Genomic DNA, 16,974 nt, shown 5'->3' on the forward strand with positions numbered 1-16,974 from the left:
GTTCGTGTGTGACGCAACTCCGCCCCGCGGCGCTATAGCCCATATGACGACTGTGACCAGCGGATTGACCAGCGGATCGACGAGCGGACCGACCAGCGCGACGACGAGCCGGCAGCAGCCCCGTCCGTCGGCCGCCGCGAAGCCGGTGCGGTGGGCGGCGGACGCGGTCGCCACCCTGCGCGAGGGCGCCCGGCTGCACCTCGACTACTCGGAGCAGAGCCTGTGGCGCGTCGACCGGGTGATCGACGGCATCCGGCGCGAGGGAGCGCCGTACGCCGCGATGGAGGCGGCGCTGCGCGGACTCGGCGCGTACGCCGGTGAGGTGATCGTGCGTCAGGCGGGCGGCGAGTGGTGGGCGACCGGCGGCGACCACTGGGTCCGCACCCCCGACGGCCGCCTGTGGGACCCGATCGACGAGGCCCGCCGCTGCTTCGCCGGCGACGGCTCGCTCCGGCTGCTGTGCCGGGACGCCACGGCGGCCCGCTGACCGGGTGACGAGACGGCCTTCGCGAGGCGGAGCGGGCGGGCCGTGGCAACGGCCGGGGCCGCCACCCCCCACAGGAGAGGCCCCGGCCGTCGCGCGGTACGGGCCGCGCGGCGACCCGTACTCCCTTCAGCGCCGCCACTGCGTTTTGTGTCACACCCCACCGCGTCACGGGTTAGTTGCATCTTGTACGGCAATACGAGGTGGACATGGACGACTGGCGGTTTCAAGACGTAACGTGCCATTCGCGCCGACCAGCGGGAGGCTGGGGAAACCACGACGGCGAGGACCACGTCCGCGAGAGCGGCGCCGGTTCAGGCGCAGAAAGGCTTCTCGGTGCTGGGGGACGACGCGGAGCTGACCGCCGCGCTGCGTGCGGCACAGGACGGGGACGAGACCGCGTTCCGGACTGTGTACCGCGCCGTGCATCCGCGGCTGCTCGGGTATGTACGGACGCTCGTCGGTGATCACGACGCCGAGGACGTCGCGTCCGAGGCCTGGCTGCAGATCGCCCGCGACCTGGAACGGTTCGACGGCGACGCCGACCGGTTCCGCGGCTGGGCCGCCCGCATCGCCCGCAACCGCGCCCTCGACCACATCCGCATGCGCGGCCGCCGGCCGGCCATCGGCGGCGACGAGACGGAGCTGACCGGCAGGCCCGCGGAGTCCGACACCGCGGGCGAGGCCATGGAGGCACTGGCCACCGGCAACACCCTCTCCCTCATCGCCCGGCTGCCCCAGGACCAGGCCGAGGCGGTCGTGCTGCGCGTGGTGATGGGCCTCGACGCGAAGAGCGCCGCCGAGACGCTGGGCAAGCGGCCGGGAGCCGTCCGCACCGCCGCGCACCGCGGCCTGAAGCGCCTGGCCGAATTGCTCGCCTGCGATCCGGAATCCGGCGGCGGGCTCGACGCCCTGCCTCCGCAGCGAGAACCGCGCGGTCCTGCGGTGACGTCCGCGAGTGTGACGCATACGCGTGCGCGGACGCAGAAGGACATGTGATGGCCGACGAGCAGGACAAGTGGCTGGACCGCGAAACGGCGGAGCTTCTGCTGCGCGGAGAGCCACTGGAGGGTGTCGACCCCGCCGCCCGCGAGCGGGCCGGGCGGCTGGTCGTCGCCCTGGGCGCGCTCTCCGCCGTACCCGCCCGGACCAGCGAGGAACTCCCGGGCGAGGCCGCCGCGTTGGCCGTGTTCCGCAAGGCGCGCGCCGAGAGCGCCGACGTGTCGGCGTCGGCCGCCCTCGCCCATGGCACCGCCCCCCGGCCCTCCGACGCCGGTCTTGTCCGCATCGGTCCGCGCGGCGACACGGTCCGGCGCCCCCGCTGGAACCGCCCTCTGCGCCTCGGGCTGGCCGCCGCGCTGACCGTCGGCATGGTCGGCGGCGTGGCGGTGGCCGCCGGAACCGGAGTGCTGCCGACACCGTTCCACAGCACCGAACCGGAACCCGCCGCCACCGTCTCGGCCGCGGCGTCCCCCGACCGCCCGCTCGTCTCACCCTCACCGCTGGACGGCGCGCAGGGCGAGTCCGAGCCCGACGGGACCACCCCGGACGCGTCCGGCGGGGGCACCACGCGGGACCGCGGCAAGGCGGGCGACCGCGACGCCGACGACCGGGACACGGGCGGCTCAGACGGACGGCGGTCGCACCTCGCCGCGTCCTGCCGCAAGGTGCGCTCCGGCAAGGAACTCGACGGCGCCCACAAGCGCGCGCTGAAGGAGGCGGCCGGGGGATCGTCGCGGGTCGGCAAGTACTGCGGCGACCTCCTCGAGGAAAAGGACTCCGCCACGCGGGACCGCACCGGCAGCCGGGACGGCAGGGAGCACGGCGACTCCGGAGACGCGGCCCGGGAGGGCGAACTCCGGAAGGCCACCGGCGACGGCGGCGGCAAGGGCGACGAGGGCAGCAAGGGCAACAAGGGTGACAAGAACGGTAAAGGTGACGGCGACGGCAAGGGTGGAAAGAAGGGCGACGACGGCGACGACGGCAAGGGTGGCAAAGACGACAGGGGTGACAAGGGTGACAAGGGTGACAAGGACGATGACGACGACAGTCACATAGCCCCGCCCGACCGGAACCCCCACGTCCCCCACGCCCCTCACGGTCCGCGCACCCCGTCGTCCTACGAACTCCTGTCGCGGCAGGGGCCGGTCTACGCCCCCCACCCCTCGTCCGCCGCCTCCGTGGACGCCACCTGACCTGCACTTTCGTCGGCGACGGAGATTCGCTCGCCGAGGGTGTGACACTTTCGGCCACCGTGACGCAGTAATGAGTGAGCCGACTGGTCATCGGCTTTTTGCACCGAGCCGGGGTTCCCCCCGTACCTGCGGCTCGTGCACCCGGCGCGGGCGGGACACGTTCCCCCGGTCCCGTCCGCGCCCCATCCGGCCCCATCCGCGGCTGTGCCGCATCGCGGTCGCGGCGCCTCACCAGTACACGACGACCTTGTCGCCGTTCTTCACCTGCGCGTACAGATCCGCGATCGCCGCCTCGTCGCGCACGTTGACGCAGCCGTGCGAGGCACCCGCGTAGCCACGGGCCGCGAAGTCGTAGGAGTAGTGCACGGCCTGGCCGCCGCTGAAGAACATGGCGTAGGGCATGGCCGAGTCGTAGAGCGTCGAGACGTGGTGGCGGGACTTCCAGTAGACCTGGAAGACGCCCTCCCGGGTCGGCGTGTACTGGGAGCCGAAGCGCACGGACATGGTCGACACGGTCCGCCCGTCGATCATCCAGCGCAGCGTCCGGCTCGACTTGCTGACACACAGCACCCGGCCGGTCAGACAGCGCGGGTCGGGCGCGGCGGCCGGCTGCCCGCCCATCAGGTACAGGTCCCACTTGCCCGGCTCGTGCGACATCCCGAGCAGCCGCTGCCAGGTGACGGTGTCCGTCCGGCCCGTCCGCGGCAGCCCGCGCTTGCCCTGGAAGCCGCTGACCGCGCGCTCGGTCGGGTCGTCGTAGGTCCCGGTCGGCCCGTCCACGAGCCACTCGACCTGGCGCAGCCGGGCCTGCAGTTCGCGGACGTCCCGGCCGGAGTCGCCCCGCTTCCACAGCACCCTGGCCGCCCCGGCCGCCCGGGTGGGCGGCGCGCTCGACGGCCGGTCGTGGGACGGCGTGCTCTTCGGCGGGGCCCCGGTGACGTCTATCCGCACCGGCGCGTGCCCCTTGCCGTCCGGACCCGTGCCCTGCACGGTGCAGCCGCCCGCCACCAGTACGGCCCCCAGGGCGACGGCGACCGCCCGGCCGGTGCCTCCCCCGCCCGTGTTTCCCCTGTCCGTACTTCCCCTGCCCGTAGTCATGCGCATCACGGCCCCCCGTCGTCTCACGGCCCCGCACGGACGTCCCCTGAGTTGTTCCCGCGGATGACGTCCCGCGAACGGCACGGCATCGTTGTGACCGGGACCGCACCGAGGTTGTGAGGAAGGTCCCAGCGTGCGCCTCTCCACCGGGTGCACGCACGCGGATACAGTCCGTCGAAGAGTCGGTCTGTACTGGCCAGTAAGTGACGGGTAGTTCGACCAGTTCGAACATGTGCTCAGCGGGAGGCATCACACCATGACGCGCGAGTCCGAGTCCGGGCTGCCCATCGAACCGGTCTACGGGCCCGACACCCAGGCGGGCTGGGATCCGGCCGAGAAGCTGGGCGAGCCGGGGAAGTACCCCTTCACCCGGGGCGTGTACCCGTCCATGTACACCGGCCGGCCGTGGACGATGCGCCAGTACGCCGGTTTCGGCACGGCGACGGAGTCCAACGCCCGCTACAAGCAGTTGATCGCCAACGGCACCATGGGCCTGTCGGTCGCCTTCGACCTGCCCACCCAGATGGGCCACGACTCCGACGCCCCGATCTCCAGCGGTGAGGTCGGCAAGGTCGGCGTGGCCATCGACTCCGTCGACGACATGCGGGTGCTGTTCGGCGGGATTCCGCTGGACAAGGTCTCCACGTCGATGACGATCAACGCCCCGGCCTCGCTGCTGCTCCTGCTGTACCAACTGGTCGCGGAGGAGCAGGGCGTCGGCGCCGACCAGCTCACCGGCACGATCCAGAACGACGTGCTGAAGGAGTACATCGCGCGCGGGACGTACATCTTCCCGCCCAAGCCGTCGCTGCGGCTGATCGCGGACATCTTCAAGTACTGCCGGGCCGAGATCCCGAAGTGGAACACCATCTCGATCTCCGGCTACCACATGGCCGAGGCGGGCGCGTCTCCCGCGCAGGAGATCGCGTTCACGCTCGCCGACGGCATCGAGTACGTGCGTACGGCGGTCGCGGCCGGCATGGACGTCGACGACTTCGCGCCCCGCCTCTCCTTCTTCTTCGTGGCGCGTACGACGATCCTGGAGGAGGTCGCCAAGTTCCGCGCGGCCCGCCGGATCTGGGCGCGGGTGATGCGCGAGGAGTTCGGCGCGAAGAACCCCAAGTCGCTGATGCTGCGCTTCCACACCCAGACCGCAGGCGTGCAGCTCACCGCCCAGCAGCCCGAGGTCAACCTCGTCCGCGTCGCCGTGCAGGGCCTCGGCGCGGTCCTCGGCGGCACGCAGTCGCTGCACACCAACTCCTTCGACGAGGCCATCGCGCTGCCCACCGACAAGAGCGCGCGACTCGCCCTGCGTACGCAGCAGGTCCTCGCCTACGAGACGGACGTGACGGCGACCGTCGACCCCTTCGCCGGGTCCTACGTCGTCGAGAAGATGACCGACGACGTCGAGACGGCGGCGCTGGAGCTGATGCGGAAGGTCGAGGACCTCGGCGGCGCGGTCAACGCCATCGAGCACGGCTTCCAGAAGGGCGAGATCGAGCGCAGCGCCTACCGCATCGCCCAGGAGACCGACTCCGGCGAGCGCGTCGTGGTCGGCGTCAACCGCTACCAGCTCGACGCCGAGGAGCCCTACGAGCCGCTGCGCGTCGACCCGGCCATCGAGGCCCAGCAGGCCGAGCGGCTGGCCAGGCTCCGCGCGGAGCGCGACCAGGCGGCGGTCGACGCCGCGCTGGCGGCCCTGAAGAAGGCGGCCGAGGGCGAGGACAACGTCCTGTACCCGATGAAGGACGCCCTGCGGGCCCGGGCGACGGTGGGCGAGGTCTGCAACGCGCTGCGGGAGGTCTGGGGGACGTATGTGCCCTCCGATGCCTTCTGACGGGCGCTGAGCTGGGCCGTTACCTCGAATGGGTGATCGGGGGTGAAAAGCGCACACTCCTGGTTAGGCTCGTGGAGGGTGTTCCCGTAAGGAGGGTGCCGTGGCTGTCATGATGCACGAGTCGTCGCTTGGCGATGCTGCCGACCATCTCTGGGAGGAGCTGCCCGGTCACCGGGTAGAGATCCTCAACGGGAGCATCGTTGTGACACCGCCGCCGGATGGTCCGCACCAGGAGTCGCTGACCTGGCTGGTCGAGGAGTTCGCCCGGGTCGGGGCCAGGCAGGCGGGGCTCAGATACCTCGGTGGCATCGGGTTGTGGCTGCCGACGGGTCCCGACGACTATGCGGTGCCCGACTTCTCCGTGGTCGACGACGTCTACAGGGACGCGGTCGTGGAGAAGAACTGCTACTCGCCGCACGTCTTCCGGTTGGTCCTCGAGGTGACCTCCACCAACTGGTCCAATGACACGGCCATCAAGGTGGGGACATACGCCAGGGCGGGCATCCCGGTCTACGTCATCGCCGACCGTCACCACGACGAGGTCCTCCTCCACACCGACCCGGCCGACGGCAAGTATCCCGCCCCCCAGCGCTTCAAGCGAGGCCAGGACGTCCCTGTCCCCGAATCCGTCGGCGTCACCCTCGGCCTCTCCGTCGACACCCTCCTCGACGGCGACGACTGAGACGGACGGGAACCGGTTCGGGCCTCAGGGCCTCAGCCGCTCAGCCGGTCAGACCGAACCGGCCCAGGTAGGCGTCGAGGCCGTCCGGCGTGTCTGAGGCCCACCCCACGTACCCGTCCGGCCGTACGAGGAACAGCCCCGTCCCGTACGCCCCGTGCGCGCCCCCGCGCACCACCCGCACCGCCGCCCCCGCCCCACCGCCGGGCGCGTCGGTGCCCAGCGCCAGCAGCGTCCAGTGCGGCCCCCGGAAGGCGTCGAAGAGCCGTACGTCGCCGACCCGGCCGTCGGGCGCACGATCCCCGGCCCGTACCGCGGCACCCTCCACAACCGCCGCCCGCGCCTCCACCGTCAGGGACGAGTCCCGGTACCCCAGCCCCAGTTGCCGCGTCGCCCCACCGCGCCGGACCTCGCCGCGGTGGACGCTGGTCGACAGGTCGAGCATCCGCGCGGCGATCGGGCGCCGTTCCTCCTCGTAGCTGTCCAGCAGCGCGGCCGGGGCGCCGCCCGTGAGCACCGCGCCCAGCTTCCAGCCCAGGTTGTAGGCGTCCTGGACGCTGGTGTTCAGGCCCTGTCCGCCCGCCGGTGAGTGCACGTGCGCCGCGTCCCCGGCGAGGAAGACCCGGCCCGAGCGGAAGCGGTCGGCCAGGGCGGCCCGCGGCCGGAAGTCGGAGGCCCAGCGCACCTCGGTGACGTCCTCGGCGGCGATGTGCGAGCGGTCCGCGACGACCTTGCGGATGCCGTCCGGCGTGAGGTCGACGTCCGTGCCCTCCGGGAACTGGGCCACCACCTGGAAGTCCTCCGTGCCGGCCAGCGGGCAGACCGCCAGGAAGCCGGCGCCGCCTTCGCGGGGCGGGAAGACGTGCCAGTTGTCGCGGTCCAGGCCGCTGATCCGCACGTCGGCGACCAGGGTCGGGTTCGGGTCGACGGTCTCGCCGGTCATGCCGATGTCCAGCGCGCGGCGCACCGCGGACCGGCCGCCGTCCGCGGCGACCAGGTAACGGGCGCGCACCGCCCGGCCCGAGGAGAGGCGCGCGGTGACGCCGTCCGCGTCCTGCGTGAGCCCGGTGACCTCCCGGCCGAAGGCGACCTCGCCGCCCAGCTCCGCCAGCCGCGCCGCCAGGATCTCCTGCGTACGCCACTGCGGCACCAGCCACGGCGCGTTGTACGGCGAGTCCTCGCTCGGCTCCGCCGGGTCGAACATCTGGTGTTCGCCGACCCGCTCGCCGTTCTGCCAGACCATGCCGACCGGGTAGGTCCCGCCTGCCGCGTGGATCGCGTCGAGGACGCCGAGGTCGTCGAAGACCTCCATCGTCCGGGGCTGGATGCCCTTGCCTCGCGAGCCGGGGAACAGCTCGGCCGCCCGCTCCAGGACCAGTGCGTCCACGCCGCGCCGGGCCAGGTCCACTCCGAGGGCGAGACCGGTGGGGCCCGCGCCGACGATCAGTACGTCCGTCAGTACGTCCGTGTTCGTGCTCGTACTCGTGCTCGTGTTCGGCTGCATGAACACTCTCCTCTCCTTAACAACGTTAAGTGCTGCCTGGGTACGAGAATGGCCTTAACGCCGTTAAGCTGTCAAGCGTGAGTACGGAACGACGCGCCCCCCTCGACCGCCGACGGGTCGCGGACACGGCGCTGAAACTGCTGAACGAGGTCGGTCTGGACGGCCTGACCCTGCGCACCATCGCCAGGGAACTGGACGTCAAGGCGCCCGCCCTGTACTGGCACTTCAAGGACAAGCAGGCCCTGCTCGACGAGATGGCCACCGAGATGTACCGGCGCATGGTCGCCGGGACCCCCCTCGACCCGGCCGACACCTGGCGGGAGCGGCTGCTCAAGGCCAACCGCGGCCTGCGGTCGTCGCTGCTCGGCTACCGCGACGGCGCCAGGGTGTTCAGCGGTTCACGCTTCACCGGCGCGGTGCACGCCGAGCAGATGGAGGACAGCCTGCGGCTGTTCACCGCCGCCGGATTCACCCTGGCCCAGGCGGTCCGGGCGAACACGACGACGTACCTGTTCACCCTCGGCTTCGTCACCGAGGAACAGGGCGTCCAGCCCCTGCCCGGCGAGCGCCGGGAGGGCTTCGACGTGGACGAACGCGCCCGCATGCTGGCCGCCTACCCCCTGACGGCCGCGGCGGGCGCGGAGATCTTCGAGGACTACGAGCGGCACTTCGAGGAGGCGCTGGCCCTGGTGATCGCGGGCATCGGGGCGACCTACCGCCTCGACTGAACCGCCCGGCCCGCCCTCGCCCGCCGCTCCGCCCGGTACCGGCGCACCGCACGCGTCACGAGGGGCGGCAGCAGGTCCAGGGCGAGACGCCGGGTGCGGTCCCGCGGGGCCGCAGGCCGCGCCGTGCGCCCCGCACGCTCCGGCGGACTGGGCTGCGTGGTCTGTCCCGGCACGGGTGTGGCGTCCGGCCGGCCCGCGTCGGGTGCCGGAGCGGGTGCCTGGGCGGCGGGCGCCGGGTGCCGCGAGGACGGCAGCGAGGGCGGCCGCAGCCGCTTGGTCTTGGCGCGGGTCCGCACCAGCCGGTGCCCCGCGGCCCGCTCCACGGTCACCGCGATGTCGTCGCGCCCGCGCAGCGCCGCGAGCAGCTCCTCCTGCACGGGCTCCGGGTCGCCCCAGGTGCCGTACAGCTTCTGGCTGCTCAGGCAGACCGGGCGCAGCCCGCGGTTGAGCACCGCCTCCCAGGTGGCGACGGCGACGCCCGGGGTGTGCTCGCTGCGGAAGTCGTCCAGGACGACGATGCCGCCCGGCCCCAGCAGATCCCGCGCCGCGCCGATGTCGCCCTCGACGTGCTCGTACAGGTGCGAGGCGTCGATGTGGACGAAGCGGCAGGTGCCGGGCGCGACCTCGTCCACGATCGCGGAGCTGGGCGCCTGGACGATCGTCGGCAGGCTCTCGTGGAAGGAAAGGTAATTCCGTTCGAAGGCCTGGCGGGTGAGTGAGGAGTACGACTTCGCCGCCTCCGCCCGGTTGGCCGCGTCCGGCGGCTCGGCCCCGAAGAGGTCGCAGACCGTGAGCGTCTCGCCGTCGCGCAGCCGGTGCCCCAGCAAAATCGCGCTCTTGCCCAGGTAGGCGCCCAGTTCAAGCAGGTCGCCGCGGGTGTCAAGCCGCTCCTGCCGCTCCAGGAGCCAGGAGAACAGCACCTGGTCGAGCGGCCAGAACCAGCCGGGGACGTCGTTCAGCTCACCGGGGTACTTGTGCGTCTCTTGGGCAGTGGCCATGAGGGGAGGATGCCCCCTCGGCGCCGGAAATGGAGTCCGCACGCGCGATCCGACGGTCGGAAAATCGCACGAATCGCTCAATGTGTCCGGCCCGGCACCGTCCGCAATCCGTACCGCATCCGTGCGGCACTCGTGCGGCACTCGCGCCGCATCCGCGCTCAGGACGCCCGCAGGTACGCCGAGTGGGCCGCCTTTCCCAGGTAGGTGAGGCGTGTGTCGTCCTGGAGGTGGTCGTCCATGGCTTCCTTGATGCCCGGCCAGGCGGGGTCGCCGTAGTCGTCCAGGACGACGATCGCGCCGGGCGCGGCGATCTCCTCCGCCCACTGGAGGTCCTGGCGGACGCCCTTCGCCGAGTGGTCGCCGTCGACGACGATCACGCCGTAGGCGCGGTCCGCGACGGCCGCCCGGGTCTCGGGGTCCTCGGAGAAGCCACGCTGGATACGGGCCGCCGCGCCCGCCGGACCGGCGAGAGCGAGGTTGGTGCGCACCGCGTGCTCGTCGACCGGGGTGCCCGTCGGATCGGGACGCGGGTTGGTGCCCGGCTGGAGCTGTACGCCGGCGAAGGGGTCGACGATGGTCAGGCTCGGGCTGCGGCCCTCGCGCTCCAGCATCCGGACCAGGCCGGTGGAGAACATGCCGTACAGCGTCCCTATCTCCAGGATCTCGTCGTTCGGCGGATCCAGCAGCGGGATCGTGCCGAGCTTGCCGCAGATGTTCATGGTGCCGCCCGCGATCCGGCCCACGCCCAGCGCCTCGAGACCCACCAGCAGCCGGTAGGCGGTCGCGACGTTGCGGGTCGCCGCGGCACGGTTGCCGGACAGCGCCGCGACCTCGGCGTGCAGGCGCTCCAGCGGCCCCTGGGACACCACCCGGGACAGACCGCGGCCGCGCTCGCCCAGGAGCAGCTCGCAGCTCAGCCGGTGGGTGGTGGCCTGCCGGACCGCCGCACGCACCTGCCGCTCGATGCGCCGGTCGATCAGATCGGCGACCGGACGCAGCAGACGCCGGGAGACCGGACTGCGGAGCAGGGAACGGCTGTTCATGGGCCAACGACCTCAATCCGACACGGAGGTGAACGGGAGTACGCGCAACGCCAGTGGGGTGGATGGGCTGGATGGGGTCACACTAGGGACGTCTCCGGTCGCGGGCGGAGCACCTCGACGGGCCGCGGGAAGAACTTCCGCGGAACTCCCGGCGACCGGGAGACGACGGCCCCCGCTGTTCACCGGAAGGCCACCCGCGCGTGGCCGATGTTCATCCGGGAACGGTTCCCGGCCCGCCCGGCGCTCTCATAATCTGCATCGATGTGCGCCGCGCGGCGCCGCGACCGTGGGCGCGCGACGCGAGCCATCCGATCCCCGAGCCCGGCCGGACGACCGGCGGGCCCGCGCGTCCTGTCCGGGAGTGACCACCCATCGCCGCCGAGCCGATGACCGACGCCGAGTCCGTGCGCCCGTCCGCCACCGCGACCGCCCCCTCCGCCGTCCCCGCCGCCCCCGCCGTCCCTTCCGTCGTCGACACGCCGGCACCGCGTGCCCGGGGTGAGCACCGCTACGACATCGACCTCGTCCGGGTCCTCGCCTCGGTCGGGGTCATCGTCTGCCACGCCTCGGGCGAACTCATGAAGGCCGTGGACCGTACCCCCTCCGGGGGCGAGCCCGTCTACTGGACCGCGCTCGCCGGGGACGCGCTGAGCCGGTGCGCCGTGCCGCTCTTCTTCGCGATGGCCGGCTGGGTCGTGCTGAGCGGCGCGCCGCCCCGGCACGCCGGACAGATCCGCACACGGCTGACCCGCATCTTCGTGCCCATGGCCGTGTGGACCGCCGCCTACCTGCTGTGGGACTGGGCGCGGGACGTCAACACCGACCCCACCCGACAGCTCGCGTGGGACGCGCTGTTCGGTTCCGTGCGGCCCGCCTTCCACCTCTGGTACCTGTACGCGTACGTCCCCGTGATCCTGCTCCTGTCGGTGGCCGTCCTGGTCAGGAACGGCAAGCGGCCCTGGGGCGCGGGCGCCGCGCTGCTCGGCCTCGCGCTCGCCCCGACCCTCCTCGGCGACCTCGGGCGCCTGTTCGACGTCCGCGTTCCGCCCTTCGCCTGGCAGTTCGGCGTCTACCAGATCGCGTACGCCGTCGCCGGGGCCGTACTGCTGTCCCTGCCGGGGTCCGCGGTCGCCGGCCGGCGGCGGCGCCTGCTGTGGCTGGCCGGCGGGCTCTGCGCGTGGGCCGCGGTCGCCGTCTACGAACACCGGGTGCACTTCCCCGGCCCGTACGCCTCCGTCGTGGTGGCGCTGCTGGCGGGAACCCTGCTGATGGCCCTCAACCGGATCAGGGTGCCCGAGCGGTTCCGGCCGCTGCTGGGCAGGCTCGCCGGGGCCTCCTTCGGTGCCTACCTGGTCCACCTGCTCTTCCTGGAGGCGCTCGCCCCGCGCGTGGTGTCGGCGGACGCCGGGTGGCCGGCCGCCGTGGGCGGGCTCGCGGGGCTCACCGTGGCCACGGTCGTGCTGTCCTTCGCCGCCGCCCTGCTGTGGACGCGGCTGCGGCTGGGCCGCTGGCTGGGCTGAGCCGGGCGCCGCGGAAACGCCGGAGCCCCCTTCGGCCACTCGGCGGAAGGGGGCTCCGGCACGGTCCGGGGCTTCCTGTCTCCCGGTCTCCCGGTCAGTTCTTCCCGGCGCCGCGGCGCACCGCCCTGCGCACCACCCGCCGGGCCCGCCGCACCTGGAGCTTCGCGCGCAACTGCGGGCGGCTGCCGGGCAGGCCCAGCTCGGTCAGCCGCAGCTCGGGGAAGTAGTAGCCGGGGCCGGCGGACAGGTTCTCCCGCAGCCAGGCCTCCGTCGGCTCCCGCAGCTCCGCGTACGTCTTGGGCTGCATGCAGAAACCGATCGCCCGGACCAGCGGCGACAACGACTCGGGAGCCGCACCGATCAGCGCCGGGGCCTCACCGCGCTCCAGGTCGGGCACCAGATGGTCGACGACGGCCAGGGGTACGCGGTTGCTGTTCGGGTACGGCTTGAGCCGCTCCATCACCAGCGCCGTCCCCACCCGGGCGACGGGGACGTCGTAGTAGGCCGAGGCGGTCACCATCGCCGTCGAGAAACAGCCGACGACCAGCTCCGGCGCGCAGTGGTCGTACAGCGTCTCGGCCAGCAGCGGCGCGTCCAGCACGGTCAGCCGTACGCCCGCGTCCGCCGCCGCCTTGCTCAGCGCCGCCGTGTACCCGGCCGGGGCCGTCGGATGGGGTTTGAAGACCACGGACCGGTGCCCGGCCCGCGCGGCCCCGGTGAGCATGCGGACGTGGAGGTCCTCCTCCTCCTGCGCGCTCAGGATGTTGATCGCCGCCAGGTACTGGCCGAGCAGCACGGCCGTCGGCTTCTCCCGCAGCACCGGCGCCAGTTCGGGATCGTCTGCCGCGTCCCGGGAGACCTCGTCGAGCACCGCGCGGAACGCCTCGTCGGGGACGATCACCGGCTCGACGCCGAACTCGGACAGCAGCATCGGCCGCAGACCCGGTATCAGGTCCAGGTGGAGCAGCCGGCGGATGCGGCGCGCGATGGTCAGCGGCAGCTTCTCGCGCGTCGGGCCATAGCTCATCAGGCCGTCGGCGTACACGTGCACGGAACTCTCGGAGAAGATCGCCGCCAGCGCACGGGCCGGGTTGACCTGGATCGACTCTACGGCCAGCTCGATCCGGTCGCGTTCGCCGATGCCCCACGCCAGACGGAACGCCTTCTGCCACAGGGACACGTCGTTGCCCCGGGGGCCCCAGGCGCTGGGGTGGTGCGGGCGGATCGCCTCGTTCCAGTCGACCACGGAGTCGAACCGGCCGGACACCCGCCCGTATCCGTGCATCTCGTCCAGGCGCAGCGCGGTCTCGGGTATCGCCGCGTTGTTGGACACCAGCAGGACGCGCCGGGCCTCGTCGCGCGGTCCGAACAGACCCGCGTCGAGCGCCGCGGCGAGGGTGGCCGCTCCGTACAGGGTGGAGACCTGGAAGATCTGGGTCGTGTGGGGCATGGGTCAGGCAGCCTTCCGGCCGTCACGCAGGCGGCTGAGCAGCCTGCTGCGGGTGCGGTCGATGGTGCGGAGGGTCTCCTCCAACACATGCTGGGGCATACGGTGCAGCGCGTCCCGCGCCTCCCGCCGCAGCCGCTGGGCCGCCGAGGACTCGTACTCGTTCACCTTGCCGAGGTGGAAGGCGATCATGGCGCAGTAGGTCCGCACGGCCTTGGGGAGGAAACGGTCCGCCTCCCGGTCCTTCAGCAGGTCCTGGATGAGCATGTCGTAGGCCGGGATGAAGTCGAGCTGCCGGGAGTCCTTGATCTGGGTGAGCGAGGTGGCGACGCCCCGCCGGTAGAACACTCCGTGCAACCCCACGGACGCGTACGACTCGGCCTTCAGATGCAGCCGCCAGATCCACAACCGGTCCTCGGCCGTACGGAGTTCGGTCGCGAAACGCATCCCGCCGTCGGCGAAGAGGTGCCTGCGGTAGATCCCCGCCCAGACGAAGGGGTAGTCGACCATCGTCTCCATGTGGGGCGGAGCTATGCCGTCGCGCGGATCCATCACGGTGTCGCGCAACTGGGCCGGGGGCCGCCGGATCACCCGCTCGGTGCCGGTCGCCTGAACATGGTCGGTACGGGCGAAGTCGCAGCCCAACTCCTCCACCGCGCGCACCAGTTCGGTGAGATAACCCGGCCCGTACCAGTCGTCGCCGTCCAGGAACGTGATGAACTCGCCCCGGGCCGCGTCGATACCGCTGTTGCGCGCCTGGGCAATGCCCTTGTTCGTCTCGTGCCGGACGACCCGCGCGTCGTCGCGTCGCTCCGCCCAGCGGTCGATCGCCCATGAGGTGGAATCCGTGGAGCAGTCGTCGACGAGCAGGAACTCGAAGTCGGGGTCCGCGTTGTTGGCGAGACTTCTCAGAGTGCTCTCGGCGAAGGCTTCCACATTGTGCATGGGAACCACGACGGACAGTTTCGGCACACGGGCCTCTCACGCTCGAAGGTTGAAGGAAGGGCAGGAGTCGAAGGAAGGGCGGGAGGAAGGGGCGGGAGGAATGACAGGGGATTGGAACAGGCTAACCACGCTCGCGAAGTCGGCGGTGTCGTACGGGGCGCGGAAAGACGAACACCGTTCGCATCAGAGGTGAATTCTCGGTGTCCCGCCCTATCCGTCCATGCCGAAGGTGCTCCGCAGTTCCTCGATGTTCGACCGCGTCGTCTTCCACAGGAGTTCCTGCGCGGCGTGCACGTCCGCCACCGCCGCCGCGTGGTCGTCGAGCAGCGCGGACGCCCGCTCCGCCAGCCGGGGGCCCAGCTCCCGGTCGTGCACGGACAGCCCCCACTCCGAGCGTCCGATGTCCGACAGGAAGTAGGCGAGCTTGGGGTGGGAGACGAGGCTGAGGATCGGGGTCCCGCAGCCGAACGGGATCATCCCCGCGTGCCCCCGCATGCCGATCACCAGCCGCGAGCGCCGGAACAGGCCGCGGATCGTGTCGTTCGACATGTCGTAGAGCTGCTCCACCGGCAGCGCGATGCCGTGCTCCCGGCGCAGGTCGTGCACGAACTTCTCGTCGGCCGGCATGTGCGCCGCGTACCGCACGTCCGCCCGGTCCCGCAGACCGCGCAGCGCCACGGCCATCTGGGCGAGGAAGTGACCGTAGTCGTGCCCGAAGCGCAGACCGGCGCGGTCGTAGGCGCAGTTGACCAGCACGGTGTCGGAGCGGTCCACCGGGCCGGACAGCTCCGGGAGGAGATGCCGGGCCACGGTGGTCGGGCAGGGCTGGTAGCGCACCCGCTCGCGCAGGTGGGCGGGGAGCAGCTCGCGGACCCGGTCGATCGAGCCGTGGTTGCGCAGCCCGAAGAACGCCGACCGCTCGACGAGGACCCGCAGGCTCTCGGCGAACCGTCCCCGGCGGTAGAGCTGCCCGTCGAACACGTTGTAGCCGACCGCGAACACCGCCAGCGGCGCGGTGACACGGGCCAGCAGGTCGTCCGGCACGTTCCACTGCCAGTGGCTGTTGCCGTTGGGGGAGGTGTCCGGCAGGAAGAGCCCGCCACCGCCCACGATCACCCCGCGCCGCGCGTTCAGCCGCTCCAGCGCCGCCTCGTCGACCAGCCGGTGCACCGGCTGCTCGTACCAGCGGTGCGGGCCGGTGTCCGGGCCGAAGCACATGCGTACGGCCTCGGGCAGGACCTTGTCACCCGCGTTCTCCTGGCCCTCGGCGAACAGCGCCACGTGCGCGAGCTGCTCCGCGGGGTCGACGGTGGGGGCGCAGGCCGGTTGTGGGCCGTCGGTGTCCGGGGCGTCGGCGTGCGGGTCCTTCGCCCGGGTGCGGACGTACCAACTTTGGCAGCCTGCATCGGTGGGGTCGGCGTCCAGGCCCTCGCGGGCGTAGGCGTGCGCGTCCGCCTCCCGGCCGCACAGCCAGGCCAGCCGGGCGAGCTGCGCGAAGGCGCGCGGGGCGACGTCCGGGGACGCGGCCGCCAGCAGCAGATGCGCCTCGGCCTCGTCGTAGCGCGACAGCGCCATCAGGCAGACGCCCAGCGTCTCCTGGCAGCGCGGCGCGTCCAGCCGGTCCGCCACCACCGGGGCGAGGACCTCGACCGCCTCGTCGTAGCGGCCCTGCCCGCGGTACACGTCGGCGACCGTACGGGCGAGGTCGAGGGAAGGGCGCGCCTCGAGCAGCGGCGGGGCGAGGTGCGCCAGCAGGTCGGGGTGCTTGCGTCCCGCCAGGGCGCGGTAGGCGGCCCGGAACGCGTCGTCGCTCATCTCGAACCGGCGCCGCGCCTCGGCGGCCGGGCCGAACCCGGGCGCGCCGGGCGCTTCCGTGAAGTGCAGCACGGCGACCCGCGCGGGCACCGGCGTGTCGTCGTGCAGCCGGCGGGTGAGGAAGTCGTACCGCGCGTCCAGCGGGACCAGGGCGTCGCCCAGCGCGAGCCCGTCACCGGCGGGCGTGCCGGCATCGAGCCCCGCCGCCAGGGCGTCGTCCACGTCGGCGCGCTGGACGACGAGGAGGCCGTCCGGCAGCACCGCACGCCGCTCCCCGGGCTCCCCGGCGGCCAGCAACTGCGGTACCGCCCCCACCCCGTGGCGCATCCGCAGCAGCTCGCCGAGGTCGCCCAGCACGACCATGTCGGGGCCGAGGGCGACGACGGTGTCGTATCCCTCCAGCCGGAACACGTCCGTACGGTCCTGCGCCTCGCGCGTGACGACACGCGGGTGCAGCCGCCGCAGCGCGTCGAAGGAGGAGTCGGGCAGGCCGGGGTGGAGGACCACGACGTCCTCGCACACGCCCGGGTTGGTCAGCGCCAGGCTGCGTATCAGCACGGGGAGGCCGGACAGGCCGTCCCGGTCGGTGTGGACGGCGAAGGCGATCCGGCGTCTTCCGGTGACGGTGCTCCGGTCGTCCGCGGCGGAGGCGGGAGAGGCGGGGGAAGAAGGGGAGGCGGG

General features: G+C 72.4%; 14 protein-coding genes. 7 read left to right on the forward strand and 7 right to left on the reverse strand.

Annotation, left to right across the window (positions count from 1 at the left end; genetic code table 11):
- Positions 1-43 precede the first annotated feature (43 nt).
- From KUM40_RS27035 to KUM40_RS27045, 3 genes are all read left to right on the forward strand, one after another.
- Positions 44-487, forward strand: coding sequence for a hypothetical protein (locus tag KUM40_RS27035; protein WP_254395723.1), 444 nt, complete (start codon positions 44-46; stop codon positions 485-487).
- A 333-nt stretch (positions 488-820) separates the two neighbouring features.
- Entirely contained in the window at positions 821-1,483 is a 663-nt protein-coding gene (locus KUM40_RS27040) for an RNA polymerase sigma factor (RefSeq protein WP_217168804.1), read from the forward strand.
- The gene (locus KUM40_RS27045) at positions 1,483-2,679 is read left to right on the forward strand and encodes a hypothetical protein (RefSeq protein WP_217168805.1); all 1,197 of its coding nucleotides are present in this window, start codon (positions 1,483-1,485) and stop codon (positions 2,677-2,679) included. The genes KUM40_RS27040 and KUM40_RS27045 overlap by 1 nt, the downstream gene beginning before the upstream one ends.
- A gap of 228 nt (positions 2,680-2,907) precedes the next feature.
- Here KUM40_RS27045 and KUM40_RS27050 read toward each other — a convergent pair whose 3' ends face one another.
- Complete coding sequence (locus tag KUM40_RS27050) at positions 2,908-3,783, reverse strand: L,D-transpeptidase family protein (protein ID WP_374227426.1); 876 nt, start codon at positions 3,781-3,783, stop codon at positions 2,908-2,910.
- A 250-nt stretch (positions 3,784-4,033) separates the two neighbouring features.
- Here KUM40_RS27050 and KUM40_RS27055 point away from each other — a divergent pair, with 250 nt between their 5' ends.
- Complete coding sequence (locus KUM40_RS27055; protein WP_217168807.1) at positions 4,034-5,614, forward strand: methylmalonyl-CoA mutase; 1,581 nt, start codon at positions 4,034-4,036, stop codon at positions 5,612-5,614.
- Between the two features lie 109 nt (positions 5,615-5,723).
- On the forward strand, positions 5,724-6,296 hold the full coding sequence (locus KUM40_RS27060; RefSeq protein ID WP_217168821.1) for a Uma2 family endonuclease: 573 nt from the start codon (positions 5,724-5,726) through the stop codon (positions 6,294-6,296).
- 40 nt (positions 6,297-6,336) lie between these two features.
- Here KUM40_RS27060 and KUM40_RS27065 read toward each other — a convergent pair whose 3' ends face one another.
- Positions 6,337-7,797 carry an FAD-dependent oxidoreductase gene (locus tag KUM40_RS27065; RefSeq protein ID WP_217168808.1) on the reverse strand — a complete coding sequence of 487 codons (1,461 nt, stop codon included), beginning with the start codon at positions 7,795-7,797 and terminating at the stop codon, positions 6,337-6,339.
- Between the two features lie 77 nt (positions 7,798-7,874).
- Here KUM40_RS27065 and KUM40_RS27070 point away from each other — a divergent pair, with 77 nt between their 5' ends.
- Positions 7,875-8,525 carry a TetR/AcrR family transcriptional regulator gene (locus KUM40_RS27070; RefSeq protein ID WP_217168809.1) on the forward strand — a complete coding sequence of 217 codons (651 nt, stop codon included), beginning with the start codon at positions 7,875-7,877 and terminating at the stop codon, positions 8,523-8,525.
- Here KUM40_RS27070 and KUM40_RS27075 read toward each other — a convergent pair.
- Both KUM40_RS27075 and KUM40_RS27080 read right to left on the reverse strand, forming a co-directional pair.
- Positions 8,510-9,523, reverse strand: coding sequence for a class I SAM-dependent methyltransferase (locus tag KUM40_RS27075; RefSeq protein ID WP_217168810.1), 1,014 nt, complete (start codon positions 9,521-9,523; stop codon positions 8,510-8,512). The genes KUM40_RS27070 and KUM40_RS27075 overlap by 16 nt on opposite strands.
- A gap of 158 nt (positions 9,524-9,681) precedes the next feature.
- Entirely contained in the window at positions 9,682-10,566 is an 885-nt protein-coding gene (locus KUM40_RS27080) for a class I SAM-dependent methyltransferase (RefSeq protein ID WP_217168811.1), read from the reverse strand.
- Positions 10,567-10,952: 386 nt separating this feature from the next.
- On the opposite strand from KUM40_RS27080, the gene KUM40_RS27085 reads away from it, so the two are divergent.
- Positions 10,953-12,086 carry an acyltransferase gene (locus KUM40_RS27085; RefSeq protein ID WP_217168812.1) on the forward strand — a complete coding sequence of 378 codons (1,134 nt, stop codon included), beginning with the start codon at positions 10,953-10,955 and terminating at the stop codon, positions 12,084-12,086.
- A 94-nt stretch (positions 12,087-12,180) separates the two neighbouring features.
- Here KUM40_RS27085 and KUM40_RS27090 read toward each other — a convergent pair whose 3' ends face one another.
- The 3 genes from KUM40_RS27090 to KUM40_RS27100 form a co-directional block, all read right to left on the reverse strand.
- Positions 12,181-13,536, reverse strand: a complete 1,356-nt coding sequence (locus KUM40_RS27090; RefSeq protein WP_217168813.1) for an alpha-2,8-polysialyltransferase family protein — start codon at positions 13,534-13,536, stop codon at positions 12,181-12,183.
- 3 nt (positions 13,537-13,539) lie between these two features.
- Positions 13,540-14,505, reverse strand: a complete 966-nt coding sequence (locus KUM40_RS27095) for a glycosyltransferase family 2 protein (protein ID WP_217168814.1) — start codon at positions 14,503-14,505, stop codon at positions 13,540-13,542.
- Between the two features lie 183 nt (positions 14,506-14,688).
- Positions 14,689-16,974, reverse strand: a 2,286-nt coding sequence (locus KUM40_RS27100; RefSeq protein WP_254395725.1) for a polysaccharide pyruvyl transferase family protein, incomplete at its 5' end; no start/stop codon positions are given.

Source organism: Streptomyces sp. AC512_CC834 (assembly GCF_019049325.1).
Taxonomy (GTDB): Bacteria; Actinomycetota; Actinomycetes; order Streptomycetales; family Streptomycetaceae; genus Streptomyces.